This is a genomic window from Bradyrhizobium sp. WYCCWR 12699 (assembly GCF_032144035.1).
Lineage (GTDB): Bacteria > Pseudomonadota > Alphaproteobacteria > Rhizobiales > Xanthobacteraceae > Bradyrhizobium.
In genome coordinates, this window is sequence record NZ_JAVTJN010000006.1 from 118,066 (window position 1) to 144,458 (window position 26,393).

Consider the following 26,393-nt stretch of genomic DNA (forward strand, 5'->3'; position numbering starts at 1 on the left):
TCACGCCTTGCTTTTCTTCGCCGGCGGAGCCTCGTCCTTCGCATCCTCGCGATGCTCGCCGACGCCGAGATAGATCAGGATCGGGGCGGCGATGAAGATCGAGGTGTAGGTGCCGACCAGCACCACGCCGAACATCATCACCGCGGTGAAGCTGTGAATGGCGTGCCCGCCGAACAACAGCAGCGCCAGCAGCGCCAGCGTCACCGTGAAATGGGTGATGATCGAACGCGACAGCGTCGAGTTGATGGATTCGTTGAGCAGCTGCGGCATCGGCATCTTCTTGTAGCGGCGCAGCATTTCACGGATACGGTCGTAGATGACGACGGTGTCGTTGAGCGAATAGCCCAGAATGGTCAGAAGCGCGGCGATGCTGGTCAGGTCGAAATCAACCTGGCTGATCGACATGAAGCCGATCGTCAGCACGATGTCGTGCACGTTGGCGATCATGGCGCCCAGCGCGAACTGCCATTCGAACCGGAACCAGAGATAGACCAGGATCGCGATGATCGCGAGCATCAGGCCGAGCATGCCGTAGGCCAAGAGCTCTCCGGCCACGCGCGGACCGAGCACCTCGACGCGGCGGTATTCGATGGAATCGCCGAGGGCGGTGCGCACCTTCTGCACGGCATCCTGCTGCGCCTTGTCGCCGCCGGGCTGTTCGGCGACGCGGATCAAGACGTTCTCGGGGCCGCCAAACTGCTGCAGCTGGATTTCGCCAAGGCGCAAGCCGTCCAGCGTCGTGCGCATCGCCGCGATGTCGGCGGCGCCGGACTTGGCCCTCACCTCCAGCAGCGTGCCGCCCTTGAAGTCGATGCCGAGGTTCAGCCCGTGGGTGAAGAACAGCGTGATCGCGACGATCGAGAGCGCCGCCGAGATCGGGAAGCTGATGCGGCGGAAGCGCGTGAAATCGAAATGCGTGTCGTCGGGGACGATACGCAGCGACGGCAGCACGCCGAGCGCGGCGACCACGGTGAGGACGGCAATCAGGATGCCAAGCCCGATGAGAACGTAGTGTGTCACGGTCTTAGCTCCTAGATCGGCACGCTCTGCGGCCGCTTCCACCTCACCCAGCCGGCGACGATGAGCCGGGTCATGGTGAAGGCGGTGAACACCGTGGTGATGATGCCGATGCCCAGCGTCACCGCGAAGCCGCGCACCGGGCCGGTGCCGATGTAGAACAGCACCGCGGCGGCAATGAAGGTCGTGATGTTGGAATCGAGGATGGTCGCCAGCGCCCGCTTGAAGCCGGCGTCGATCGCCGAAATCGCGTTGCGCCCGCCCCGCAGCTCCTCACGGATACGCTCGTAGATCAGCACGTTGGAGTCCACCGCGATGCCGACCGTCAGCACGATGCCGGCGATGCCGGGCAGCGTCAGCGTGGCGTTGAGCAACGACAGCAGGCCGAAGATCATGGCGACGTTGATGGCCACCGCGATGTTGGCGAACACGCCGAACAGCCGGTAGGTCAGCAGCATGAAGACGACGACCAGGATCGAGCCGACGTAAGCCGCCAGCTCGCCCTTCTCGATCGAGTCTTGGCCGAGGCCCGGACCGACGGTGCGCTCCTCGACCACCGTGAGCGGGGCCGGCAGCGCGCCGGCGCGCATCAGGATCGCGAGATCGTTGGCGGACTGGACCGTGAAGCTGCCCGAGATCTGCCCCTGACCGCCGGTGATCGGCTCGTTGATCCGGGGCGCCGAGATCACCTTGTTGTCGAGCACGATCGCGAAGGGCAGCCCGACATTCTCTTGCGTGGCCTGCGAGAATTTGCGCGCGCCCGAGGTATTGAACTTGAAGCTGACGACCGGTTCGCTCGTACGCTGGTCGAAGGTCGCCTGGGCGTCGATCAAGTCGCCGCCGGCGACGAGGACCTGCTTCTTGACCACATAGGGCGTCGGTGGCGGCGACGCGCTCATCAGCAGCTCGGATTCCGGCGGCAACCTGCCCGCTTGCGCCTGGTCCGGCGACACGGTCGTGTCGACCATGCGGAATTCCATCTTCGCTGTCTCGCCGAGCAGCTTCTTCAGGCGAGTCGGATCCTGCAGGCCGGGGACCTGCACCAGGATGCGGTCGTTGCCCTGGCGCTGGATCACGGGCTCGACGGTGCCGAGCTCGTTGACGCGGCGTTCGACGATCTGGATCGACTGCTCGATGGTCTTGCGCAGACGATCGAGCATCGCAGCCTGCGGGACGGTCAGACGGATCACCCCGCCGCCGGCATCGCTGACCTCGAGGTCGCGTTGGCCGCTGGAACCCATCAGGCCGCCCAGCGGCTGAGACAATTCGCGCAGCTTGGCGAGCGCAGCCTGGACGTCGGTTTCCTTGGTGATGCGAACCTCGGCCGCGTCGTTGCGCACGACCACGCCGCCAGTGAAGCCGATCTTGGCATCACGCAGCGCCCGGCGAACGTCGTCGCGGACCTGATCGAGCCGCTCCTTCTTCACGTAATTGGAATCGACCTCGAGCAGCAGATAGGAGCCGCCCTGGAGGTCGAGGCCAAGCACGAGGCGCCGCTGCGCCCAGGCCGGCCAGGTCTTGACCTGGGCCTCGGGGAAGAAGTTCGGGATCGCGCAGAGGCACACGATCAGCGCCGTCAGGATAATCCCGAGCGCCCTCCACCGCGTGAAATACAACATCGACTGGACCTGTCAGATCAGGAGATTTGAGATGCTCGCGGAAGCGCTCACTTCGACGAAGCGTCGTCCTTGGCGGCTTCTTTGCTATCCTTGGATTCCTTCGCCGGCTCGCCCTTGGCGCGCACCCCGGAGATCATCTGGCGCATCTGGCGCACCCGCACGCCGTCGGAAATCTCGAACTCGATCTGGTCGTCGTCGACGACCTTGGTGACCTTGCCGACGAGGCCGCCCGAGGTCACGACGGTGTCGCCGCGGCGGATGTTCTTCACGAGGTCGGCGTGGTCGCGGACCTTCTTCTGCTGCGGACGCAGAATCAGGAAGTACATGATCACGAAGATCAGGGCGAACGGCAGCAGCGACATCAACATGCTGTTGGTGTCACCGGCGCCCGCGGCCTGGGCATACGCAGGGGTAATCAGCATTCGGACGATCCTCGTGAGAACGGGGGAAAGCCGGTCAGGCCCTCAAAGGCGACCGGCTCGGTCAAATTCGCGCGGACTATAGCGGCCATTGCCCCAATTGCAACGCTGCCAGACCGGCGATTTGGCCACCTTGCGGCGGCCCCTCAGGCCCGATAAGGCTGCGTTCTCAGGAACTTCGGACATGCCCCAAAAACCAACCAAAAGCCCGGCCGGCAAAGGCCCCCGTACCCCTGCCCGCAAGCCCGCCCGCGTCGCGGCAAAACGCCCCAAGGGGACTCCCGAGGGGGCCGCGAAGGCAGCCCCGGACCTCTCCCAGGAGCGCATCGTCCGCGCGCTGGAGACCATTGCGGCGCATCTCGCCGCCCAGGCCAAGCCGGCCGCCGCGCGTGAGTCGTTCGAACGCGCGGACGCCTATGTCTGGCACCCAGACGGCCGCCTTGCGGCCGTGCCGCGGGTCAGCCGCGTCGAGCTGTTCCTGCTCAAGGGCATCGACCGGATGCGCGACATCCTGATGGAGAACACCGAGCGTTTCGCAGGTGGCCTGCCCGCTAACAACGCCCTGCTCTGGGGCGCACGCGGCATGGGCAAATCGTCGCTGGTGAAGGCCGCGCATGCCAGCATCAACGTGGAGCGCAAGCCGGCCGACAGGCTGAAGCTGATCGAGATCCACCGCGAGGACATCGAGACGCTGCCGATGCTGATGGAGAAGCTCCGCGACGCCAGCTTCCGCTTCATCGTGTTCATCGACGACCTCTCCTTCGACGGCAACGACGCGTCCTACAAATCGCTCAAGGCCGTGCTTGAAGGGGGCATCGAGGGCCGGCCCGAGAACGTCATCCTCTATGCCACCTCGAACCGCCGCCATCTGCTGGCGCGCGACATGATCGAGAACGAGCGCTCGACCGCCATCAATCCCGGCGAAGCCGTCGAGGAGAAGGTGTCGCTGTCCGATCGCTTCGGCCTCTGGCTCGGCTTCCACCGCTGCAGCCAGGACGAATACCTCGCCATGGTGCGCGGCTATTGCAGCCATTTCGGCGTTGAGGCCGGCGACGAGGCGCTGGAGCGCGAGGCACTGGAATGGTCGACCACCCGCGGCTCCCGCTCGGGCCGCGTCGCCTGGCAGTTCGTGCAGGAACTGGCGGGCCGGCTAGGTGTCAAACTGAAGGCGAACTAGCGGAAGCCGTCGCCCCAAAACGAGATCGCCCGCTTTCGCGGGCGATTTATTTACGAGCGACAATTTGGCGGCGCCTCACGCCCCGTTCAGGAATTGAAGGGGGTCAACCGGGCTCGATCCCTTGCGGATCTCGAAGTGGAGCTGCGGCGACGCCACCTCCCCGGATTGACCCGACTTGGCAATGACCTGACCGCGCTTGATGGTATCGCCGCGCTTCACCATCAGCTCACTCGCATGGGCATATGCGGTGACGTAGCCGTTGGAGTGCCGAACCAGGACCAGATTGCCGTAACCTTTCAGCTCGTTGCCGGAATAGGCAACGACGCCATCTTCGGCCGCCTTGACGGGCGTCCCCTCGGGCACCGCGAGATTAATGCCGTCATTGGACTTGCCGTTGGTCTTGGCGCCGTAGCTCGTGACCACCTTGCCGCGCACCGGCCAGCGGAAGGTCGGCAGCGCGCTGGTGGTCTCCGCAGCCTTCGCCGGGGCCTCGGCGGGCTTCTCTTCGATCGTGGTGGTGGCCTGGGCGAGGCGCGCGCTCTGCACGGGTGCGCCGGCTGCGGCCATCTTCGTGACGGGCGCGGGAGCGGCAGCAACGGGCTGCAGCGCGCCAGCCACCGGAGCATGTCCGACCGGAGCTGCGGCAACCGGCGCCGCGACGGCAGCGGTCTTTGCGCCCGGCACATTCAGCTTGGTGCCGAGCTTGAGCTTGGCCGACGGATCGAGACCGTTGGCGCGAGCAAGCTCGGCCGACGAGATATGGTTCTTGCGGGCAATGCTGGCGAGGGTGTCGCCATGATTGACGAAGTGGGTGCTTGAAGGTGCCGCCATGGCGGCAACCGGCTTCGCAGCAGGCGCCATCGCGGGAGCTGCCGCGACCGGGGCCATCGCCGGCGCAGCGGCCGTGGCCGGATGCGGAATGATCAGCTGTTGGCCGGGCGAAAGCGCGCGCGGGCCCTTGTAGCCGTTGGCGGCAAGGATCGCCTGCGGCGTGACGTGATAGCGCTTGGCGAGCACGTCGAGCGTGTCGCTGGTCCCGACGATGATCTTGGTCCCGCCAGTCGGCTGAGCGGCCGCAACGGAGCGCGGCGGCACGGTGGCCGTGGTCTCCAGATGCGGCTGCGCCGGGGGCGCGTAGGAGCTGACGCCGCGCCCGCCTCCGGACACCCCTCCACCTGCGGCAACGGGATAGGATTGCGGCGCGGACACCGCCGGCGGCGGCAAGGGCTGCGACTGATAATAGCCGGACTGGGTCTGCGGCCGCGCATATTGCGGCAGCTCACGGGGCTGCGGCGGCGGCGCATGCTGCACCGAGCCGGTCTGGTCCGACGCGAAGGGATTGGAGAAGTTCGACTGGGACAGCCGCGACGACATGTCGGCGCTGCACCCTGCGAAGCTGAAGGAAATCAGCGCCAGCACCGCGACCTGCGGCACGCGGCGCGAGTAAAGCAACTCGGCGACAGCGGACATGGTTACTCACTCGTACGCAACAGAACTGGTGTTTTAAGTAAACACGCGCCGAGTAAATAACGGCTTAACCCTCCCAATAAGATGTTGGCGGCACAGCCGATCCGGAATTCTACAGCTCCCGCGCCACCCCGGGGAGCGCCGGCACGAAGCGGACCTCGACGAGTTCCTTGCGCTCGATGCCGGCTGCGCCGCGGGTCAGGCGGACCAGGGTCTGCACGCCCTGATGCGGGCCGACCGGCGCGATCAGGATGCCGCCAACCTCCAGCCGCTCGACCAGATTCTCCGGAATCTGCTCCATCGCAGCAGTGACAATGATGCGATCGAACGGGCCGATATTGGGCGGCAGATTGAGACCGTCCCCAAGCATCACCTCGACATTGTGGCAGCCGAGTTTTTCAAGCCTGGCGCGTGCCCTGTCCGCAAGCTTGCGATAGCGCTCGACCGTCAGGACCTGGCCGGCGAGCCGCGATAGCACGGCCGCCTGATAGCCGGAACCCGCCCCGATCTCCAGCACACGGTGCTGCTTCTGGAGCTGCAACTGCTCGGTCATGTAGGCCACGACGAAGGGCTGGCTGATGGTCTGCCCACAGGCGATCGGCAGCGCACTGTCGCGGTAAGCGGCCTCGCGATCGACCTCGTCGACGAATTGCTCGCGCGGCACCGCCTCCATGGTTCGCAGCACCGCCTGGTCGCTGATGCCCCGACGCCTCAGCGTGAGCTGAAACATCATCTTTTCCGGCGGGTGCTGATGGGAGGTCATTGCCTGCTTGTGCTGTCTTGGCGAGTGCTGTCTTAACGCGTGCCGTCCTGGCTCGCCCGGTGGGCATCAAGCCCGGGCACCAGAATCGTGTTCCTGCTCGAGGAACTCATGATAGCCTTCGAGCGAAGCATTTGACCACAAATAGGCTTGCCACGGACGCTGCGATGACCATTTTCAGGCCTCCATTGATCGAAACGCGCATTGCGTCAATTCGTGTTATCTGCGAACGTTTTTGGCAATGGGCAAGGACTCAACCATGACCGCCACAGGGCTTTCCGGCCGCTCTGTATTCCTCGTCGAGGACGAGGTGATGATCAGGATGATGGTCGCGGACATGCTCGAGGAGCTCGGCTACAAGGTCGCAGCCGAGGCTGGCGACATCAACGAGGCGATGCGGCTTGCCCAGGTGACCGAATTCGACATCGCCATTCTCGACGTCAACGTCAACGGCAAGGTCATTTCTCCGGTCGCCGACGTGATCAAGGCCAAGGGCTGCCCGTTCATCTTCGCCACGGGCTACGGCTCCTCCGGCCTGCCCGAGCAGTACCGCGACCGGCCGGCGCTTCAGAAGCCGTTTCAGCTCGACGCGCTCGGCAAGACCATCGAAGCCGCGCTCCGCGGCGGCTAGGGAATTCCGTAGCCCGGATGGCCGTTATTTCAGCGTCGCGCTGAGCTCTTCCGAAAACGCCTCATTGGTGCGGTCGAGCCTGAGCGGCGTGACCGAGACATAGCGCTCGCGCAGCGCGGCGAGATCGGTACCGTCTGCCGGCGTGTCCATCATCGCGGCGCGCTCGAAGCCGATCCAGAAATAGGGATTGCCGCGCCCGTCCTTGCGCTCGTCGATCCGCAGGAATCCGAGATTGCGCTTGCCCTGGCGCGTGACGCGGATGCCGAGCACATCCTCCGGCGCGCAGGACGGGAAGTTGACGTTGATGACAGTGTCCTTCGGGATACCCGCGGCAATCACCTTGCGCAGGATGTCGGGCCCGAACTTGCGCGCGGTGTCCCACGGCGGGCGCTCGCGGGTCTCGACGCTGAACTCCTGCGACAGCGCGAACGACGGCAGGCCAAGGATCGTACCCTCCAACGCGCCGGCGATGGTACCGGAATAGACCACGTCCTCGGCGACGTTGCGGCCCTTGTTGACCCCGGACAGCACGATGTCGGGCAGCTTGGGCCCCAGGATGTGGCGCGCGCCCATGATGACGCAGTCGGTCGGCGTGCCGCGCACGGCAAAATGCCGGGGCCCGACCTCGCGCAAGCGCAACGGATCGTTCAGCGACAGCGAGTGCGACACGCCGGACTGGTCGAGCTCGGGCGCCACCACCCAGACGTCGTCGGACAATGCTCGCGCGATCTCCTCCACGACCTTGAGGCCGGGGGCGTGGATGCCGTCGTCATTGGTGCAGAGGATGCGCATGCGAAGGGTCGATTCCAGAAAAGCGGGGTCTGAGCCGTCTTATCCGGCTGGGGCCGATCAGGCAAACCGGGCGATTGCGGTCCGGCGGCAGGTTCCCTGCCCAGTCAGCGGCGGATGCGCCATTGCGGCAGGAAGCGCGCCAGCCGGCCCTCCGCGCGCAGCTGCATCGCCGGGACGGCCGGACTGACGACGGGGGCCTCGATCACGCCAAGCGCCTCCAATTGCGCAACCAGCGGATTCGACTCCGGCGCCTGCGGAAAGCGTTCACGCGCCATCGTCAGCGCTTTGTCGAAATCAGCGGCATTCACGCCGGGCTTGGCCCGCCGAGCCTGCACGAGACGGTCGTCCCAGAGCCGCGCGATGTCGATATCGAGCACGCCGCGCAGGCGCTGATCGACGGCCTGAATGCCGGCACCGGTCACCGCCCATTGTCTGCCGACCCAGAAGATGTCGCGGTGCAAGGCCATGAACGGTGGGTTCGCGTTGCGGGGCCGGCAGGATAACCGGCCGTCCGATCTTCGCAACGCGATTCTTGCTTGACGCGTTTTCCTGACGCGAGCCGGTATCCACTTCGCTCGAAAACGCTTCAGTCGCGCCCGATCACCTTCAGCCCGCCCATGTAAGGCTGCAGCACGTCGGGGACCGCGATCGATCCGTCCTCCTGCTGATAAGTCTCCATCACCGCGATCAGCGCGCGGCCGAGCGCCGTGCCCGAGCCGTTCAGCGTGTGCACGAAGCGCGGCTTGCCGTCGGGGCCGCGCGAGCGCGCATCCATGCGGCGCGCCTGGAAGTCGCCGCACACCGAGCAGCTCGAGATCTCGCGGAACGCTCCGCCCTCGCCCTGGCCCTGGCCCGGCATCCAAACCTCGATGTCATAGGTTTTTTGCGACGAGAATCCCATATCCCCTGCGCAAAGCGTCATCACGCGATAATGCAGACCGAGCCTCTGCAGCACCTGCTCGGCGCAGGACAGCATCCGCTCCAGCTCGTCCTTGCTCGCTTCCGGCGTCGTGATCGAGACCAGCTCGACCTTGGTGAACTGATGCTGGCGGATCATGCCGCGGGTATCGCGCCCGGCAGCCCCGGCCTCCGCGCGGAAGCACGGCGTCAGCGCGGTAAGCCGCATCGGAAGCTGCTTCTCGTCGAGGATGGATTCGCGCGCGAGGTTGGTGAGCGACACTTCAGCGGTCGGGATGAGGCCGAGGCGCTCATTCCTCAGCCGCTCCTGGTCGGGCGCAACGAGAAGCTCGCCCTTGATCGCCCAGAATTGGTCGTCCTCGAATTTCGGCAATTGCCCTGTGCCGAACATGATCTCGTTGCGCACCAGCAGCGGCGGATTGATCTCGGTATAGCCGTGCTCGTCGACGTGCAGGTTCAGCATGAACTGGCCGAGCGCACGCTCGAGACGCGCCAGCGCCTTCTTCAGCACGACGAAGCGCGCGCCGGAGAGTTTTGCCGCCGCCTCGAAATCCATATGGCCCAGCGCCGTGCCGAGATCGTCATGCAGCTTCGGCACGAAGCTATAGTTGCGCTTGTTGCCGAACACATGGCGCTGCACGTTGCCGTGCTCGTCGACGCCGTCGGGCACCTCGTCGAACGGAATGTTCGGGATCGCGGACAGCTCTCTGCTCAGCTCCTCGTCGGCAGCTTTCGCTGCGGCTTCGAGCTGCGGCATCGTGGTCTTGAGCTCGGCGACCTCGGCCATCAGCTTGGCCGCGCGCGCTTCGTCCCTCGCTTTCTTGGCGTCGCCGATTTCCTTGGAAGCCGCATTGCGCCGCGCCTGCGCCTGCTCGGACGCCAGGATCGCCGCACGCCGCGTCTCGTCGATCGCGAGCAGCGAGGCCGAGAGCGGCTTCAGACCCCGCCGGGCGAGACCGGCGTCGAAGGCTTGCGGATTGTCGCGGATCGATTTGATGTCGTGCATGGCTGTCTTCCCGTCATGGCCGGGTTTATCCCGGCCATCCACGTCTCTGCCGCCTTAGATCAAGTCGTGGATGCCCGGGTCAAGCCCGGGCATGACGAATCAAGGGCTGAGCGGCGCGATGATAGAGCGAAAAGGGCCCTACTCCGCCGGATTGGCCGGCGTCGATACGTCGGTGCCGGTGCCGGACTGCGCAGCAGCGGCCGCCTTCTTCTCCACCATGGCTACCGCGATGATCGAGCCCTCATAGAGCGCCATCAGCGGAATCGCGAGCGAGCACTGGCTGATCACGTCGGGCGGCGTCAGCACGGCCGCGATGACGAAGGCGATGACGATGAAATAGCGCCGCTTCTCGCGCAGCATCTTCGAGGTGACGATGCCGATCCGCCCGAGCAGCGTCAGGATCACCGGAAGCTGGAAGGCAATGCCGAAGGCGAAGATCAGCGACATCATCAGCGACAGATATTCGCCGACCTTCGGCAATAGCTCGATCTTTGCGGTCTCGTCGCTGCCGAGCTGCTGCATGCCCAGCGAGAAGCGCGCCAGCATCGGGAACACGACGAAATAGACCAGCGCCGCGCCCAGCACGAAGAAGAACGGCGTCGCGACCAGGTACGGCAGGAAAGCCTGCTTCTCGTGCTTGTAGAGCCCGGGCGCCACGAACATGTAGATCTGCCCCGCCACGATCGGGAACGAGATGAAGGCCGCGCCAAACATCGCCAGCTTCAGCTGGGTCAGGAAATATTCCAGAAACGCCGTGTAAATCAGCTTGGCGTTTCCGGGATCGCCGACGGCCAGGACATAGGGCCATACCAGCACGTTGAAGATCTGCTTGGCGAAGAAGAAGCAGAAGATGAACGCGATGCCAAAGCCGATCAGCGCCTTGATCAGCCGCGAGCGCAGCTCGATCAGATGGTCCATCAGCGGGGCTTTGCTGGCCTCGATATCGGCGTCGGTCATGACGCTTTGGCGTCCTTGATCGCTTCGGATGGCGCGGTGTCCTGCGCAACCTTGGCCTGCTCGACCTCACGGGTGATGGCCAGCGGCTCGTTCGCCGCCGCATGCGCCTCGGCTTCCATGAAGGTCGCTGGCGTCGGCGCTTCCGGAGTGGTGGGAGTGACAGGCGCTTCACTTGAAGTCGCCGGCGGTTCGACAGCCGTGGTGGTCGGCGTCTCCGCCGGCTTGTCCAGCGCATCGACGCGGAGCGCGTCGCTGACGTCCTTCTGCAGCGAAGTCAGCGGATTGAAGCCGGTGGCGGCTTCCTTGACCTCGTCAAAACTCTTCTTGAGGTCGGCCATCTCGGCCTCGCGCATCGCTTCCTGGAACTGGCCCTGGAATTCGGCGGCCATCTTGCGCGCCTTGCCCATCCACTGCCCCACCATGCGCAGCACGCCCGGCAGCTCTTTCGGGCCGATGGCGATCAGGGCCACGACCCCGATGAGGACCAGTTCACTCCACCCGATGTCGAACATGAGGTCTTCCGTTCACGCCAAGCCGCAACTCACGCGACGCCGCAACCGGCCCAATCCCTTGCGCGCAGGACCGGGGCGGCTAGCCGCCTCTCGCGTGCTTCTTTCGGCTCAGACGGCCTTGCTGCCGACGTCGGACCGCGCCGCGGTCGGTGCACCATTGTGCTCGATCGACTTGGCCGGCTCGGGCTTTTCGGCGGGCTTGTCGTCGTCCTGCATGCCCTTCTTGAACGCCTTGATGCCCTGCGCCACGTCGCCCATCAGATCCGAAATCTTGCCGCGGCCGAACAGCAGCAGGACCACTGCGATCACCAGGATCCAGTGCCAAATGCTCAGTGAACCCATCCTGCAACCCTCCAAACGCGCATGGCCGGGGACCCGGCCGATCTTCACCGAAACCTAGGCTTGGCAGGCCTCAAAAACAAGGACCAAGGCAGCGCCAATTCGCTGTGGGCGCTACGCAATCTTGCTAATGTTAACTGTCGCAGGGGCTCTCGGCGGACGGTACGTCAGTCCTCGCTGCCGCCCTCGCCGCGATCCTCATGGCCGCCTTCAGGGGCCGCTTCAGCAGTCTCGGGCTCGACCGCAGGCGCCAGCGCCAGATCGAGGTCCTCGCCGGGTTCCAGCGGATCCTCGTCTTCGCGCAGTTGCGGGTCATCGGACGGCGTCGGCACGCTGAATCCGGTCGGCAGACGCGAATCCAGCAGACCCGTGCCCTTGAGCTCCTCGAGGCCCGGCAGATCGCCGAGCTGTTCCAGGGTGAATTGCGACAGGAAGTCCTCGGTGGTTCCGAAGGTCAGCGGGCGGCCCGGCGTCTTGCGCCGGCCACGCGGCTTGATCCAGCCCGTCTCCAAGAGCACGTCGAGCGTACCCTTCGAGGTGACGACGCCGCGGATCTCCTCGATCTCGGCGCGCGTCACCGGCTGGTGATAGGCAATGATCGCCAGCACCTCGATCGCCGCACGCGACAGGCGACGGGTCTCGGTGCTCTCCCGCGTCATCAGCCAGGCGAGATCGCCGGCGGTGCGGAAGGTCCATTTGTTGGCGACGCGGACGAGATTCACCCCGCGCAAGGAATAGTCGGCCTGGAGCTGCTCGAGCGCAGCCTTGACGTCGACGCCCTCGGGCATGCGCTTGGCCAGCGTTGCCGTATCCAGCGGTTCACTCGAAGCGAACAGCAGCGCTTCCAGCAGCCGCAATTCCTCGGGACGTGCCTGGGATTCGTTCTCCATCGGCTCGGCCTCTTCTACCCGCACTTCAGCCAGGCTTGCCATGGCAGATTCTCCTTCTTGCACTTAACCGACCGGCGCATCAGGCGCAGGAGCTGCGTCCGGGACCGGTTTTGGGCGCCCCTTCCGGAAATAGATGGGTGCAAACGCCTCTTTCTGGTTCAGTTCCAGCTGACCTTCGCGCACCAATTCGAGCGCGGCGGCAAAGCTCGAGGCGAACACGGTCGCGCGCTGCGTGGGATCGGCGACGTGGCGGATCAGGAAGTCATCGAGCACGCCCCAGTCATCCTGCTCGGTGATACTGCCGACCAGCCGCTCCAGCGTGGCGCGCGCTTCGGCGAGCGACCACACCGTGCGCTTGGCCAGATGCACGCTCGCCAGCACGCGCGACTGGCGCTGCGAGGCATAGGCGGTGAGCAGATCGTACAGCGTCGCCGTGTATTTCGGATGCTTGATCTCGGCGATATGCTCGGGCTCGCCGCGCGCGAAGATGTCGCGCTGCAATTGGGGCCTGTTCATGAGGCGGTTGGCGGCCTCGCGAATGGCTTCGAGCCGGCGCAGGCGGTTGGCAAGGGCGGTTGCCATCTGCTCGGCGCTCGGGCCTTCCGCGCTCGGCGGCTCCGGCAGCAACAGGCGCGACTTCAGGAAGGCGAGCCACGCCGCCATCACGAGATAGTCGGCGGCAAGCTCGAGCCGGATCTTTCGGGCGGCTTCGATGAAGTGGAGATATTGGTCGGCCAACGCCAGGATCGAGATCTTGGCGAGATCGACCTTCTGCTGCCGCGCCAGCGCGAGCAGCAGGTCGAGCGGGCCCTCATAGCCCTCGACGTCCACCACCAACGCCGGCTCACCCTCGGCAAGCTCTGCGGGCCGCCCGGTCTCGAAGGATAGAATTTCTGCGGTCATGCGGATGCCGTGTTTGCCCGTGCGATCAGTGCGTCCAGTTCCGCGCGTGCGGCCGCGCGGTCGAGCGGCTGCGGCGCCTTGCGGGCGGCGAGCGCGGCATTCGCCCGCTCCAGCGCCCGGCCCGACAGCTCGGGTGTCTCACCGGCCACCGCGCGCATTTCCTCGATATTGCCGTTGCAATGCAGGGCCACGTCGCAGCCGGCCGCGAAGATGGCGCGGGTCCGTTCGGCGATATTTCCCGACAGCGCGTTCATCGACACGTCATCACTCATCAACAAACCCTGGAACCCGATTGCGCCGCGAATCACGTCAGCAATCATTGTCGCAGATGTCGTCGCCGGATGGGCGGGGTCGACCGCGCTAAACACAACATGTGCAGTCATGGCCATCGGCAGGTCCGACAGCGGCTTGAATGCCGCGAAATCGGTTCGTTCCAGCTCGTTCCGCGGCGTATCGACCGTCGGCAGTTTGAAATGGGTGTCCGCGGTAGCCCGGCCATGGCCGGGAATGTGCTTGAGGACCGGCAGCACGCCGCCCTGCTCCAAGCCCTCGGTGACCGCGCGCGCGATCGCCGCAACCTTGGCCGGCTCCGTGCCGTAGGCCCGGTTCCCGATCACGGCATCGGCGCCCGGCACCGGCACGTCGGCCAGCGGCAGGCAGTCCACGGTGATGCTGAGATCGGCGAGATCGGCGGCGATCAAACGGGCCGACAGGCGCGCCGCGGTGAGCCCAAGCGCCGAATCAGTGTCGTACAGGGTCGAGAACACAGCGCCCGGCGGATAGACCGGCCAGTGCGGCGGACCGAGCCGCTGCACCCGCCCGCCTTCCTGATCGATCAGCACAGGCGCGTCGGGGGCGCCTGCCGAGCTTCGTAATTCCGCAACCAATGCAGCGACTTGAGCTGGCGAGGCGACATTGCGCTTGAAGAGGATGAAGCCCCATGGGCGCTGGTCGCGGATAAACTCCCGCTCGACGGCGGTCAGTTCCGTTCCGGAAACGCCGGTAATGAAGGCCCGCGTGCTCATAACGGCCGATTAACCCTGACCCGCGAGGGGGTCAAGGAAACCGCCGTTAATTCCTCTGGACGAAGCAGGCGGACAAGCCCGCGGACTTCAGGCTGTTGCAAGCATGCGTCGCCTCCTCCGCCGAGGCATAGGGCCCCGCGAAGGCGCGGTAGACGACGCCCTTGCCCTTGTCGGTCAGGTCGACGCGCTTGATCACCGGCGAGCGAGAACCGAGCACGCTGCCATACTTGCTCTGAAGCACGCGGTACGACGCGGCGGCGCTGTCCTCGCTCTGCTGCGAGGAGACCTGCACGATGTAGCCGCCACCGCCGCTGCTGGCGGGCGCAATCTGGGTCGGAGCGGTCGCAGCCATCCGCTGCGTCGGCTCCGCCGCCGGCGTCGATTGCGGCGCCAGCGACATCGGCTGGTTGGCGCTGGCATTGGCCGAGGTCGGCGGATTGCGCGGGGCTGCCGGTGCGACGGGCGCAGCAACAGGCTTCGGCGCAACGGCGGGCTTGGCAGCGGCCGATTGCGGCGTGGCGCTATCGGTCTGATCACCCTTCACGGCGACCGTCCTGATCGAGCGCGGCGAATTGTTCGGCAGGGTGCCGTTGCTTGCACCCGGCGGCGGCACCGCCGACGGCGACACGCTCGCGACCGACGGCGGGTTCGCATTCTGGTTCAGCGGCGGGAACACCACGCGGGGACCGCCCGCCTTGGCGTTGACATCCACCGGCGCCTCTTCGCGCGGCACGATCTTCTCGGTGCCATCGCCGGTCACCATGCGATCCGGCACCTTGGCCGACGAATCCGTCGGCGCGGGCACGATCTTGGTCGGCGTGTTGTCGGCCTTGATGATCGGCGGCTCACCGCTGCGGGGCGAGCCGACATAGGTCTTGTAGGCGAAGGCTGCGCCCGTGCCGACCACGGCAAGCGCCAGGATCGCCGCGACCGTCATCATGCCGCCGCGCTGCTTCCGGGGCTCCTCGACTTCGGCGTCGGGATAGTCGCTCTGATAGGCGTAGGGATCGTCGGGATAGGCGGGCTCGCGCTGATAGTCCTGCTCGCCAGCCTCGAGACGGCCATAGAGCGCATCGTCGTAGCGCGCGGGATCGGGCTGCTGGTACGGGTCCTGATAGGACTGCTGCTGATAGGCCTGATCCTGCCCCTGATGGGCATGATCCTGATAGGCGTGATCCTGATAGGCCTGCGGCTGACGAAAGTCAGGCTCCGGCGCGGCGGGCTGAGCGGAATAGCGATGCAACGGATGGACCGGGTTCACGGAGACGGGATAATCAGGCTCCGGCGCGGGTGCCGGCTGCGGCTGCACATTGGCGCGACGCATCCATGACGGTGGCCCGGGCGGAGTCGGCTGGGCCGGTTCGGCATAGTCCTGCTGATCATCGTCCTGCCGATAGTCGTCGTCCTGATAGGACTGTGCGGGCGGAGACGCTGCGGGCGGGCGCGCGCCGGGCCGCGCTTGCGCGGCGAAAGGATCGGTCTGTCCGATCAGGCGGGCGAGCTCAGCCAAGGGATCGCTGTCCGTTCTGCCATGCTGATCGCCACCGCGACCATAGTCATCGGAAGGAAACGGTCTATCCTGATATCGTTCGGCCATCGTGATGATGCGTCCCTTCGGGAAAGCCGCGCGCCCCTCGACCAAGGCACGGCTTTCGACCCACAAGGCTTTCAACCAAGTCTAAGCGATCCGGCTTCTGCCGGTTACCCCCGAATTCCCCTTAAGTAGTTCGCCCCAAACTACCGCATCTCGTTCGGAGCATGGACGCCGAGGATGGCGAGGCCCGATGCCAGAACCGAGACGACGCCCTGGACCATGGCCAGCCGCGCCTTTGTTAGATCTGCATCATTATTGATAATGAAGCGTAAATAGGGCAAATCGCGCCCCTTCGTCCAAAGTGCATGAAATTCGCTGGCTAAATCATAGAGATAGAAGGCAATTCGGTGCGGCTCGTGGGCCGCGGCGGCGGCTTCGAGCATGCGAGGATATATTGCGAGGCGCTTGAGAAGTTCAAGCTCGACCGGGTCTGACAACCGCTCCACCGCCGACTCACTGAGCCACGCGATCCGCTTGCCCGCGTCTTCCGGCAGTTCCGGGAACACTTCGGCCCGCGCGTTGCGGAAGATCGAGTGGCCGCGGGCGTGGCCGTACTGGACGTAGAACACGGGGTTGTCGCGCGACTGTTCCATGACCTTGGCGAGGTCGAAGTCGAGCACCGCGTCGTTCTTGCGATAGAGCATCATGAAGCGGACGGCGTCCTGGCCGACTTCATCCACCACCTCACGCAAGGTGACGAAGGCCCCGCTCCGCTTGGACATTTTGACCGGCTCGCCATTGCGCAGCAGCTTCACGAGCTGAACGATCTTGACGTCGAGCGAGCCCTTGCCCGACGTCGTCGCCTTCACCGCCGCCTGCATGCGCTTGATGTAGCCGCCATGGTCGGCGCCCCAGACGTCGATCATCTCCGCAAAACCACGGTCGAACTTGTTCTTGTGGTAGGCGATGTCGGAGGCGAAGTAGGTGTAGGAATTGTCCGACTTGATCAGCGGACGATCGACGTCGTCGCCATAAGCGGTCGCCTTGAACAGCAACTGTTCGCGATCTTCCCAGTCCTCGACCGGTGCGCCCTTCGGCGGCGGCAGCCGCCCTTCGTAGATGTCGCCCTTGGCCTTCAGGAAATCGATGGTCTCGGCAACCTTGTTGTTGCCGCCCTCGATCAGCGAGCGCTCCGAGAAGAATACGTCGTGGCGGATGTTGAGCGCGGCGAGATCGTCCTTGATCTCGTCCATCATCATCGCGATCGCCTTGGCGCGCACCGTCGGCAGCCACGCGGCTTCGCTCATTGCGAGGAGCTTGTCGCCGTGCTCCTTCGCGAGCGCCTGTCCCACCGGCTTCAGATAATCGCCGGGATAGAGCCCTTCCGGGATCGCACCAATGTCCTCGCCGAGCGCCTCGCGATAGCGCAGGAACGCGGAGCGCGCGAGCACGTCGACCTGGGCGCCGGCGTCGTTGATGTAATATTCGCGCGTGACGTCGTGGCCACCGAACTGGAGCAGGCTGGCCAGCGCGTCGCCGAACACGGCGCCGCGGCAGTGGCCGACATGCATCGGCCCGGTCGGATTGGCCGAGACGTATTCCACATTCACCTTGGAGCCGCCACGGACGCGGCCGTAATCGGCGGCCTCGCGCAGCACCGTCCGCAGCGCCTCGGCCCAGGCGGCCGGCTTCAAGGTCAGATTGATGAAGCCGGGACCGGCGACGTCGACCTTGGCGATCAGCGCATCCGCCCGCAGCCGCTCGGCGATCTGCTCGGCGAGTTCGCGCGGTTTTGCCTTCGCCTCTTTCGCCAGCACCATCGCGGCGTTGGTCGCCATGTCGCCATGGGAGGCATCGCGCGGCGGCTCGACCACGACGCGCGCGAAATCGATGCCCTCGGGCCAGTTGGCTTCCGCCGCAAGCGTGCGGCAGGCGGCATGCACGCGTGCAAGCACGTCGGCGAACAAATGCAGGGATGAGGATGTCTGGGGCATGGCCGCCGCCTAACGCAAATCCGGGGTCGAGTCAAAAAGCCGTTGGTGCTCGGTCAGGGCGAAACGGTCGGTCATTCCGGCAATGAAATTGCCGATCCGGCGAGCCCGGTCGCCCTCGTTGTCCGCTTCCGCCCCGAGCAACCATTCCGGCGGCAGCTCGCCGGGGGATTGCAGGTATTTGGCGAACAGGTCGAACAGGATCTGCTCCGCCTCGCCCATCACCCGCATCACCCGCTTGTGGCGGTACATGTGCTGGTAGAGGAAACGCTTGATGGCGGCCTCTTCCTCGGCGACCTCGGCCGGAAACGCGACCAGGGCCCGGCTCTGCTGGCGCACGTCCTGGGCCGATTGCGGCTCCACGGCGGCGAGGTTCTTCTGCGCCTCGGCGAACACCGCGCCGATCAGGTGCGAGATCAGCTCGCGCACCAGCTCGGCGCCGCGCCTGAGGTCTTCGAGGTCAGGGTAATGCGCCGACGTCTCGGCGATGATCTCGGCCGTGAGCGGCATCACCTTGAGATCGTCGAGATGGAACAGGCCGGCGCGCAGGCCATCGTCGATGTCATGGGCGTCATAGGCGATGTCGTCGGCAATGGCGGCGACCTGCGCTTCCAGCGAGGCGAAGCTCCACAATTCGAGATCGTAGGTCTTGATGTAGTCGGCTATGCCGACTGGGATGCCGTGCTCGCGATAGCGTCCGACCGGCGCGCCGCTGCGGTCGGTCAGCGGTCCGTTGTGCTTGACGATGCCCTCCAGCGACTCCCAGGTCAGGTTGAGCCCGTCGAATTCAGGATAGCGATGCTCGAGCGAGGCGACGACGCGGAGCGTCTGGGCGTTGTGGTCGAAGCCGCCGAACTCCTTCAGGCAGGCGTCCAGCGCCCGCTCGCCGGCATGGCCGAACGGGGGATGTCCGAGATCATGGGCGAGCGCCAGGGTTTCGGTGAGGTCCTCGTCGAGGCCGAGCTGCCGTGCCAAGGCGCGGGCGATCTGGGCCACCTCCAGCGAATGGGTCAGGCGGGTGCGGTAGTGATCGCCCTCGTGGAACACGAACACCTGGGTCTTGTACTTCAGGCGGCGAAACGCGGTGGAATGGATCACCCGGTCGCAATCCCGCCGGAACGGGCTGCGGGTCCGGCTCGGCGGCTCCACGACCAGCCGGCCGCGGCTGCGGTCGGGATCGCAGGCATAGGGCGCGCGGGGGGCTGCCATTCCGACGGACACGACGAATTTAGTCCCTATCCATTTGATTCTGCGTATCCTTGCACTTAACTATGCCGGACGCGGGATACCAAATGAAATGGGCAAGACCCCAGTGTGACCGCGGGACGACGGGACTATTCGGAGACCAGCAATGACCACTGCCGTGACCATCAGTGACCGGGCCGCCCGCCGGATTGGGGAGATCCTCAAGGGCGAAGGCTCTGGTGCGATGCTGCGCATTTCCGTCGAAGGCGGCGGCTGCTCGGGTTTCCAGTACAAATTCGACATCGACCGCGCGCGGACCGACGACGATCTCGTGATCGAGCAGGAGAATGCGGTGGTGCTGGTCGATTCCGCCTCGCAGCCGTTCCTGGAGGGATCGCAGGTCGATTTCGTCGACGATCTGATCGGCGCCTCGTTCCGGGTCAACAATCCCAACGCCACCGCGTCCTGCGGCTGCGGGACCAGCTTCTCGGTCTAAGCGCCCGTTATCTGCCTCTCCTCGTCCGTCCACTCCACCTCGACCGGCATCAGCTCCGGCTGGAGCGGCGCATCCTCGGACATCACGTGTCCGTCCAGTGCGCGCAGCAGGGCCGCGACCAGCGCCGGCTTGCGCAGGGGCTTGGCGAGGAAGTCCGACATGCCAGCCTCGCGGCAGATCCTGACGTCCTCGGGGAAGGCGTTGGCAGTCAGCGCGACGATGGGCAAGGTCTCGAAGCGCTCGCCTTGGGCGCGGATCGCGCGGGTGGCGGCAAGCCCGTCCATGTCGGGCATGCGCACGTCCATCAGCACGACGTCGTATTCGCCTTCGGAGGCCGCCGCGACCGCCTCGGTACCGTCGGTGACGACCCGCAGCTCGACATCGAAGGCCCCCAGCATCTTGCTCACGACCATGCGGTTGACCGCATCGTCCTCGGCGACCAGCACCTTCAGCGGCCGATCGAGGCTGGCGATGCGAGCCTTGAGCTCCTCGGCCTCGTCGCGACTGGACGCTTGGTCGGAGGCTTGCGCCTGGCTCCAGGGCAGCACCAGCGTGAAACGGAAGGTCGAGCCCTGCCCCGGCGTCGAGGTGACGCCGATAGTGCCGCCCATCTGCTCGATGATGCGCCTGGAGATCGCAAGCCCAAGCCCGGTGCCGCCGAAGCGGCGGCTGATCGAGGCATCGGCCTGTGCGAAATCGCTGAAGAGCTGGCCGAGCTTTTCGGAGGCGATACCGATGCCGCTGTCGGTGACCGCCCATTCCACGGTCGCCAGCAGGTCGCGGCGCGCCTGACAGGTCGCGGAGATCGTCACTTCGCCTTCATCGGTGAATTTCACCGCGTTGGACGCGAGGTTGAGCAGCACCTGGCGGATGCGCGCGGCGTCGCCGCGCAGCGCCGGCGGCAGGTTCGGATCGAGCTCGACCTTGATTGCCAATCCCTTGCTCTTGCCCTTGCTGTGGGCGCTCGCGCGCGCGACGTTTGCGACCGTCTCGACCAAGGTCTGCGGAGCGAAATCGATCGCCTCGAACTGGAAGCGTCCGGCCTCGAGCTTGGACAGGTCGAGGATGTCGTTGAGGATGCGCTGGAGATTGTCGCCGGATTCGCGGATCGTGGTAACCGCTTCGCGCTGCTCCGGATCGAGCTTGGTTTCGAGCAGCATGCTGGCAAGCCCGAGCACGCCGTTCATGGGCGTGCGGATCTCATGGCTCATCACGGCGAGGAAGTCGGACTTGGCGCGGCTCTCGGCCTCGGCCTTTTCCGCGCGCCAGCGCTCGGTCACGTCGCGCCCGAAGCCGCGATAGCCGAGGAAATGTCCCTCGCGGTCATAGGCGGGCTTGGCCGTCAGCGACCACAGCCGCGCCTCGCCGCCGGCGACGACCTTGATGTTCATCTCGTGCAGCGGCTCGTTCTGCTCCATCAGGCCGACGACGTTGTAGGCCGCGCTCTTGTCCTCGGGGCAGAGCATGTCGAGCACGTCGGCGAAATGCGATCCCTTCAGCAGCGGAAGCGGCAGCTGCGCGACGGCGGCGAAGCGCTCGGGCACGTCGACCAGATGGCCTTCGGCATCGGTCTGCCACAGCCAATCGCTGGCGTTCTCCTGAAAGTCCTTCAGCAGCAGCGAGATGATCTCGGTCTGCCGCTCCAGCTCGAGCTGGGCCTTGAGATTGCCGAGGAACAGATTGCCCTGCGAGACGATGTTGCGCGCCATGAAAAATGCGAACAGCAGCAGGAAGACCGCAGTCACCAAATAGGGCCCGGTGCCGCAGAGCAGCAGCGCCCCGGCGCAGGCGACCGTCATGGTGGCGAGATAGACGAGGCCGGCACGCGGGAATGTCGAGAGCGTGAAGGCGCCGCCCGACATCATGCCGACCATCAGGCAGGCCAGGATCAGCTGGCTGGTCGGCTCGATGCGGCTGAACAGGGCGAGCGGCAGCGCGCCCCAGATCGCGGCGAGGAACACCGCCTGCCGCAGCATCTGCCGCGCGGCGCGGGGCGAGGCCTCCTGCGGCGGGTTCTGATGCGACCTCCGCCACGAGCGCACCGCGAGCGAAGCGGTGGTGGCGAGCGTCAGGCCCCAGATCGCGAGGAAGTCGTTCCAGCCGTGGCCCCAGAACAGGATCAGCACGATGGCGACGTTCAGCATCGTCACCGCCATCGTCATCGGGATCAGCCGCGTCACGGCGTCGATCTGCTTGGCGCGGATGCGGCGGATCTCGCGCTCGCTGAGACCGGCGGTCAGGCCGTCCTCGATCTCGAAGCCGCCGAGCCAATACAGGAACGCGCCGATCAGGCCGTCACGCGGCTCGCTTCGCTTCATCGACTTGTCCGGCCATCCCATCCGAGGAACCTTTTGACGATCAATGGCCTGAGGCCTGCTTAAGCCGGGTTAATTTTGTGGGAGATTTTGCGGCATCCTTGACGGGCGCGTTTGCAGTTTGTTCTAACCATGGCCCTTGGTCCGGAGCCTGCCGACATGCCCATCAGAGTAGCCACCTGGAACGTGAACTCGGTCCGGCAGCGGATCGACCTGCTGCTGACCTGGCTGAAGGAGTGCCAGCCGGACATCGTCTGCCTCCAGGAGATCAAATGCGTCGACGAGGCCTTTCCGCGGCTGGAGATCGAGGCGCTCGGCTACAACGTGGTCACGCACGGGCAGAAGACCTTCAACGGCGTCGCCCTGCTCTCCAAGCTTCGCTTCGACGAGACCAAGTCGGGGCTCGCCGGCGACGACGAGGACGCCCATGCCCGCTTCCTCGAGGGAGTCGTGACGCTGAAGCGAGGGGTGCTGCGCATCGCCTGCCTCTACCTGCCCAACGGCAATCCGGTCGGGACCGAGAAATATCCCTACAAACTCAAATGGATGTCCCGGCTTCTTGATTATTCGAAGGAGCGCCTCAAGACCGAGGAGCCGCTGATCCTGGCAGGCGACTTCAACGTCATCCCGCATGCCCGCGACGTGCACAATCCGGCCGCCTGGACCGAGGACGCGCTGTTCAAGCCCGAGACGCGGGAGAGCTTCCAGTCCCTGCTCGGCCTCGGCCTGACCGATGCCTTGCGGGCCGTCACCGACGAGGGCGGGCTGTACACTTTCTGGGACTACCAGGCCGGCGCCTGGCAGAAGAACCAGGGGCTGCGGATCGACCATCTGCTGCTGTCGCCGCAGGCCAGCGACAAGCTCGCCAATGTCGGGATCGACAGCTATGTGCGCGGCTGGGAGAAGCCGTCGGACCACGTGCCGGTGTGGGCGGATCTCGATCTGGAGGCTGCCTAGCCTGCGCTGAACTGGTGGGCACGCTGCGCTCTGCCCACCCTACAGCACTGCGTTCAGCGCCTGTTGCTGGCGCCCTGCACCCACTGCTCCAGCAATTGCAGGGCCATGGCGCGGTCGTCGTCGGAGGCCTTGGCGAAAGCGCGGTTGTAGCTTTCCTTGATCCAGGTCTCTTCCGTGCTGGCGCTGTCGCGCGCCAGGGTCAGCCACATCAGGCCACGGGCGGCCTGCCGCGGCAGACGGTCGCCGTTGAACAGCATCTGGCCGAGCAGCGCCTGCGCCTCGTGCTGGCCCTTCTGCGCGGCAAGACCGAGCCAGCGCGCCCCATAGCGGAAATCCTCACGCGAGGCGTCCGACGTCTTCAGGTACAGCCGGGCGAGATCGTATTGCGCATCGGCATTGCCGAAATAGGACGCGGCATAGGAGAACATCTCCCGCGCCCGCTCCGGATCCGACTTGACCTTCGAGTTCGGGATGCCGCTGAGATAGTAACGGCCGAGCTCGACGAAGGCGTTGGCCACGATCTGCGCCTGCGGCGCCGACGGGCTGTCCTCGGCATGCGCGTTGGCGATCCGGCTGAAATATTCGAAGGCGCGCAGATCGTCCTGGGCGACGCCGTCGCCATTGGCGTACATGCGGCCAAGCTTCCACTGCGCGATGGGGTGGCCACCCTCGGCGGCATATTGCAGCGCACTGAGCGAGGTCTCCTGCGGCGCGGGCGACGGCGCGATCCTGCCGCGCATGGTCGCCGCGGTCCCCGGCAAGGTGGTCACGACCGGGATGGTCGCATCCTTCGGGTTGACCGGAGCGCCGTCGAAGGCAAGCGCCGGCGCGGCCAGCGCACCGACCCCCAACACAAACGCAACTATGGCACGCCTAGATGTCCGCATAACACTGTTTCTCGTGCGCGCCGCCCGGATGGGTCACTGCCCCCCCGACCGCTGGTCCAACCTGCTGAGCATATTTCCAGAGCGCACCCGACGTGTGGTTAGTCGCGCGAGCGCTCCATTTGGTTTTGCGCTGGGCGAGCTCGGCGTCGCTCAATTTAACGTTAAGGGTCCCATTGACCGCATCGATCTCGATGATGTCACCGTCCTCGAGCAGCCCGATCGGGCCGCCAATGGCAGCTTCCGGCCCGACATGGCCGATGCAGAAGCCGCGGGTGGCGCCGGAGAAGCGGCCGTCGGTGATGAGCGCGATCTTGCCGCCCATGCCCTGGCCGGTCAGCGCCGCGGTGGTCTGGAGCATTTCCCGCATGCCGGGGCCGCCCTTCGGCCCCTCGTAGCGGATCACGATGACTTCGCCTTCGCGGTAGGTGCGCTGCTGGACCGCCTCGAAAGCATCCTCCTCGCGGTCGAAGCACCTGGCCGGACCGGTAAACTTGAGGTTGGACATTCCCGCGACTTTCACGATCGCACCTTCTGGCGCCAAATTGCCCTTCAGGCCGACCACACCGCCTGTCACGGTGATGGGCTTGTCTGCCGGGTGCACCACGTCCTGGTGCGGATTCCACTTCACGCTCTTGAGGTTTTCAGCGATCGTGCGGCCCGTGACGGTAAGGCAATCACCGTGCAGGAAGCCGTTGTCGAGCAGCGTCTTCATCAGAAGCGGTATGCCACCTACTTCAAACATGTCTTTGGCGACATAACGGCCACCCGGCTTCAAATCCGCGACATATGGTGTCTTTTTGAAGATTTCGGCGACGTCGAATAAGTCAAACTTGATGCCGCACTCATGCGCGATTGCCGGTAGGTGCAGCGCAGCATTGGTCGAGCCGCCGGACGCCGCGACAACGGCGGCGGCGTTCTCCAGGGCCTTGCGGGTGACGATGTCGCGCGGCCGGATGTTCTGGGCGATCAGGTCCATGACCTTCTCGCCCGCAGTCATGCAGAAGGCGTCGCGGATCTCATACGGTGCAGGCGCACCGGCCGAGTAAGGCAGTGCCAAGCCGATCGCCTCGGAGACGGTCGCCATGGTGTTGGCGGTGAACTGCGCGCCGCAAGCGCCCGCCGAGGGGCACGCCACGCGCTCGATCTCGTCGAGGTCCTCGTCCGACATCGCGCCGACCGAGTGCTTGCCGACCGCCTCGAACATGTCCTGCACGGTGACCTGCTGCCCGCGGAATGTGCCGGGCAGGATCGAGCCGCCATAGATGAAGATCGAGGGCACGTTGAGACGGACCATCGCCATCATCATGCCCGGCAGCGACTTGTCGCAGCCGGCGAGCCCGACCAGGGCATCATAGGCGTGGCCGCGAACGGTGAGCTCGACGGAATCGGCGATGCATTCGCGCGACGGCAGCGAGGAGCGCATGCCGTCATGGCCCATGGCGATGCCGTCGGTCACGGTGATGGTGCAGAATTCGCGCGGGGTGCCGCCGGCCGACGCGACGCCCTTCTTCACCGCCTGGGCCTGACGCATCAGCGCGATGTTGCAGGGAGCGGCCTCATTCCAGCAGGAGGCGACGCCGACGAAGGGCTGGTGGATCTGCTCGGTGGTCAGACCCATGGCGTAGAAATAGGACCGATGGGGCGCGCGCGCGGGGCCTTCCGTCACGTGACGGCTTGGCAGCCTCTGCTTGTCAATCTTGGCGCCCATCGCAAACCAGTTTCCCCGGTGAACCCTTTCAGAGGCGAAAAATCAGAGCCAAGATTTGAATCGACCTTGGGATTTTCTCGTCGCTTTCGAGGACCGCCGCTGCCCTTAGAACATTAGAGCGATTTTATTCATGTTTGGGTGTGGCCAAAAAGCGGCGGTGATGCGAACCACCAGTGATGAAGGTTAAATCGGAACCGAGTGTTGCGCCGACAGCACAATCGTTACCGGGAAGACACGGGTTCGCTTACTGTAATACCATCTTGCAGACGGCATTCCACAACTTGAGATTTTGCGGGCAAGGCGCGCACGCCACTCCGGTTCGAGACTGAGATGTATGCAAAGTGAGTGAGTCGGCCTTGCCGCACTCTCGCATCCGGGATTCAGCAGCCGCACCGGAGGTCGCGGTGCGATGGGCCCCGGCTCAGCAGCGCACCGTCCAAGTGACGCTGCGCTGCGCCCGGGGCACAGCGCGGCGGCGTGGGACGCACTTGCTCTCTCCCCGTCATTGCGAGGAGCCCTTGCGACGAAGCATGAGGTGCAAGTTCGATCTCCAAACTGTCATTCCCCGTGAATGTGGGGAATCCAGTACGCCGCGGCTTCTCGGTTCAATCACTGCTTTTTCGGAGTACTGGATCGCCCGCCCCCGTGCGCAATCGCGCACCAAACGGGGCGATGACACCGGGTGTGTGATGGCAAGCGCGCGTTCGCATTCTCGCGGCTGATTTCGCCCGAGCTTTGCTTCGTCGCTCCACCCTCAAATCCAAGAGGGTGCAGGGAAGGCCGGGTGCCGACAGACACCCGCGGTCCGCTGCGCGAAATGCACACGCAGGAAGAACCGCACAGCAGCATACAGGTGACGCCGATCACTCGGCCTTCCCTGCGCGATGG

At 65.4% G+C, this 26,393-nt stretch carries 24 protein-coding genes; 4 read left to right on the forward strand and 20 right to left on the reverse strand.

Annotated features, from left to right (window positions below):
- The 3 genes from secF to yajC are packed head-to-tail and all read right to left on the reverse strand — an operon-like array spanning nt 1 to nt 3,058.
- Nucleotides 1-1,020 carry a protein translocase subunit SecF gene (secF, locus tag RPS27_RS07410; RefSeq protein WP_211416911.1) on the reverse strand — a complete coding sequence of 340 codons (1,020 nt, stop codon included), beginning with the start codon at nt 1,018-1,020 and terminating at the stop codon, nt 1-3.
- A gap of 11 nt (nt 1,021-1,031) precedes the next feature.
- A complete protein-coding gene (secD, locus tag RPS27_RS07415) occupies nt 1,032-2,636 on the reverse strand; it encodes a protein translocase subunit SecD (protein ID WP_194407989.1) in 1,605 nt (534 codons plus the stop codon).
- Between the two features lie 47 nt (nt 2,637-2,683).
- On the reverse strand, nt 2,684-3,058 hold the full coding sequence (gene yajC, locus RPS27_RS07420; protein ID WP_194407988.1) for a preprotein translocase subunit YajC: 375 nt from the start codon (nt 3,056-3,058) through the stop codon (nt 2,684-2,686).
- Nucleotides 3,059-3,239: 181 nt separating this feature from the next.
- On the opposite strand from yajC, the gene RPS27_RS07425 reads away from it, so the two are divergent.
- Nucleotides 3,240-4,232: an ATP-binding protein gene (locus tag RPS27_RS07425; protein WP_212068575.1), complete on the forward strand. Its 993-nt coding sequence runs from the start codon at nt 3,240-3,242 to the stop codon at nt 4,230-4,232.
- A gap of 75 nt (nt 4,233-4,307) precedes the next feature.
- Here the strand turns inward: RPS27_RS07425 and RPS27_RS07430 are convergent, their stop codons facing one another.
- A complete protein-coding gene (locus tag RPS27_RS07430; protein ID WP_212068574.1) occupies nt 4,308-5,702 on the reverse strand; it encodes a LysM peptidoglycan-binding domain-containing M23 family metallopeptidase in 1,395 nt (464 codons plus the stop codon).
- Nucleotides 5,703-5,811: 109 nt separating this feature from the next.
- Nucleotides 5,812-6,462, reverse strand: coding sequence for a protein-L-isoaspartate(D-aspartate) O-methyltransferase (locus RPS27_RS07435; protein WP_212068573.1), 651 nt, complete (start codon nt 6,460-6,462; stop codon nt 5,812-5,814).
- 256 nt (nt 6,463-6,718) lie between these two features.
- On the opposite strand from RPS27_RS07435, the gene RPS27_RS07440 reads away from it, so the two are divergent.
- The gene (locus tag RPS27_RS07440) at nt 6,719-7,090 is read left to right on the forward strand and encodes a response regulator (protein WP_212068572.1); all 372 of its coding nucleotides are present in this window, start codon (nt 6,719-6,721) and stop codon (nt 7,088-7,090) included.
- 24 nt (nt 7,091-7,114) lie between these two features.
- Here the strand turns inward: RPS27_RS07440 and surE are convergent, their stop codons facing one another.
- The 12 genes from surE to RPS27_RS07500 form a co-directional block, all read right to left on the reverse strand.
- Nucleotides 7,115-7,882, reverse strand: coding sequence for a 5'/3'-nucleotidase SurE (gene surE, locus RPS27_RS07445; protein ID WP_194407983.1), 768 nt, complete (start codon nt 7,880-7,882; stop codon nt 7,115-7,117).
- A gap of 104 nt (nt 7,883-7,986) precedes the next feature.
- Nucleotides 7,987-8,349, reverse strand: a complete 363-nt coding sequence (locus RPS27_RS07450; RefSeq protein ID WP_211416907.1) for a hypothetical protein — start codon at nt 8,347-8,349, stop codon at nt 7,987-7,989.
- Nucleotides 8,350-8,468: 119 nt separating this feature from the next.
- Nucleotides 8,469-9,806, reverse strand: coding sequence for a serine--tRNA ligase (serS, locus tag RPS27_RS07455; protein WP_212068571.1), 1,338 nt, complete (start codon nt 9,804-9,806; stop codon nt 8,469-8,471).
- A gap of 138 nt (nt 9,807-9,944) precedes the next feature.
- A complete protein-coding gene (tatC, locus tag RPS27_RS07460) occupies nt 9,945-10,763 on the reverse strand; it encodes a twin-arginine translocase subunit TatC (protein ID WP_313753948.1) in 819 nt (272 codons plus the stop codon).
- Complete coding sequence (gene tatB, locus RPS27_RS07465) at nt 10,760-11,275, reverse strand: Sec-independent protein translocase protein TatB (protein WP_211416904.1); 516 nt, start codon at nt 11,273-11,275, stop codon at nt 10,760-10,762. The genes tatC and tatB overlap by 4 nt, the downstream gene beginning before the upstream one ends.
- 108 nt (nt 11,276-11,383) lie before the next feature.
- Nucleotides 11,384-11,617 carry a twin-arginine translocase TatA/TatE family subunit gene (locus tag RPS27_RS07470; RefSeq protein WP_018317874.1) on the reverse strand — a complete coding sequence of 78 codons (234 nt, stop codon included), beginning with the start codon at nt 11,615-11,617 and terminating at the stop codon, nt 11,384-11,386.
- 164 nt (nt 11,618-11,781) lie between these two features.
- Nucleotides 11,782-12,546, reverse strand: a complete 765-nt coding sequence (gene scpB, locus RPS27_RS07475) for an SMC-Scp complex subunit ScpB (protein WP_211416903.1) — start codon at nt 12,544-12,546, stop codon at nt 11,782-11,784.
- Between the two features lie 21 nt (nt 12,547-12,567).
- Nucleotides 12,568-13,407 (reverse strand): segregation and condensation protein A, encoded by an 840-nt coding sequence (locus RPS27_RS07480; protein WP_194407977.1) that lies wholly within the window; start codon nt 13,405-13,407, stop codon nt 12,568-12,570.
- Nucleotides 13,404-14,432, reverse strand: a complete 1,029-nt coding sequence (gene nagZ, locus RPS27_RS07485; protein ID WP_212068570.1) for a beta-N-acetylhexosaminidase — start codon at nt 14,430-14,432, stop codon at nt 13,404-13,406. Before nagZ ends, RPS27_RS07480 begins: the two co-directional genes overlap by 4 nt.
- A gap of 46 nt (nt 14,433-14,478) precedes the next feature.
- A complete protein-coding gene (locus RPS27_RS07490) occupies nt 14,479-16,029 on the reverse strand; it encodes an SPOR domain-containing protein (RefSeq protein WP_212068569.1) in 1,551 nt (516 codons plus the stop codon).
- A 140-nt stretch (nt 16,030-16,169) separates the two neighbouring features.
- Entirely contained in the window at nt 16,170-17,960 is a 1,791-nt protein-coding gene (gene argS, locus RPS27_RS07495; RefSeq protein WP_313753949.1) for an arginine--tRNA ligase, read from the reverse strand.
- Nucleotides 17,961-17,969: 9 nt separating this feature from the next.
- Entirely contained in the window at nt 17,970-19,178 is a 1,209-nt protein-coding gene (locus tag RPS27_RS07500) for a deoxyguanosinetriphosphate triphosphohydrolase (protein ID WP_212068567.1), read from the reverse strand.
- 130 nt (nt 19,179-19,308) lie between these two features.
- Between RPS27_RS07500 and erpA the strand changes: the two genes are divergently transcribed.
- Nucleotides 19,309-19,638 carry an iron-sulfur cluster insertion protein ErpA gene (gene erpA, locus RPS27_RS07505; RefSeq protein WP_211416898.1) on the forward strand — a complete coding sequence of 110 codons (330 nt, stop codon included), beginning with the start codon at nt 19,309-19,311 and terminating at the stop codon, nt 19,636-19,638.
- On the opposite strand, the gene RPS27_RS07510 is transcribed toward erpA, so the two are convergent.
- Nucleotides 19,635-21,977: an ATP-binding protein gene (locus RPS27_RS07510; protein ID WP_212068566.1), complete on the reverse strand. Its 2,343-nt coding sequence runs from the start codon at nt 21,975-21,977 to the stop codon at nt 19,635-19,637. The genes erpA and RPS27_RS07510 overlap by 4 nt on opposite strands.
- A 135-nt stretch (nt 21,978-22,112) precedes the next feature.
- Here RPS27_RS07510 and xth point away from each other — a divergent pair, with 135 nt between their 5' ends.
- The gene (gene xth, locus RPS27_RS07515) at nt 22,113-22,910 is read left to right on the forward strand and encodes an exodeoxyribonuclease III (RefSeq protein ID WP_194407972.1); all 798 of its coding nucleotides are present in this window, start codon (nt 22,113-22,115) and stop codon (nt 22,908-22,910) included.
- 53 nt (nt 22,911-22,963) lie between these two features.
- Here xth and RPS27_RS07520 read toward each other — a convergent pair whose 3' ends face one another.
- Nucleotides 22,964-23,797: a tetratricopeptide repeat protein gene (locus RPS27_RS07520; protein ID WP_212068565.1), complete on the reverse strand. Its 834-nt coding sequence runs from the start codon at nt 23,795-23,797 to the stop codon at nt 22,964-22,966.
- Nucleotides 23,784-25,505, reverse strand: coding sequence for a dihydroxy-acid dehydratase (gene ilvD, locus RPS27_RS07525; RefSeq protein WP_194407970.1), 1,722 nt, complete (start codon nt 25,503-25,505; stop codon nt 23,784-23,786). The genes RPS27_RS07520 and ilvD overlap by 14 nt, the downstream gene beginning before the upstream one ends.
- Between the last annotated feature and the right edge of the window lie 888 nt (nt 25,506-26,393).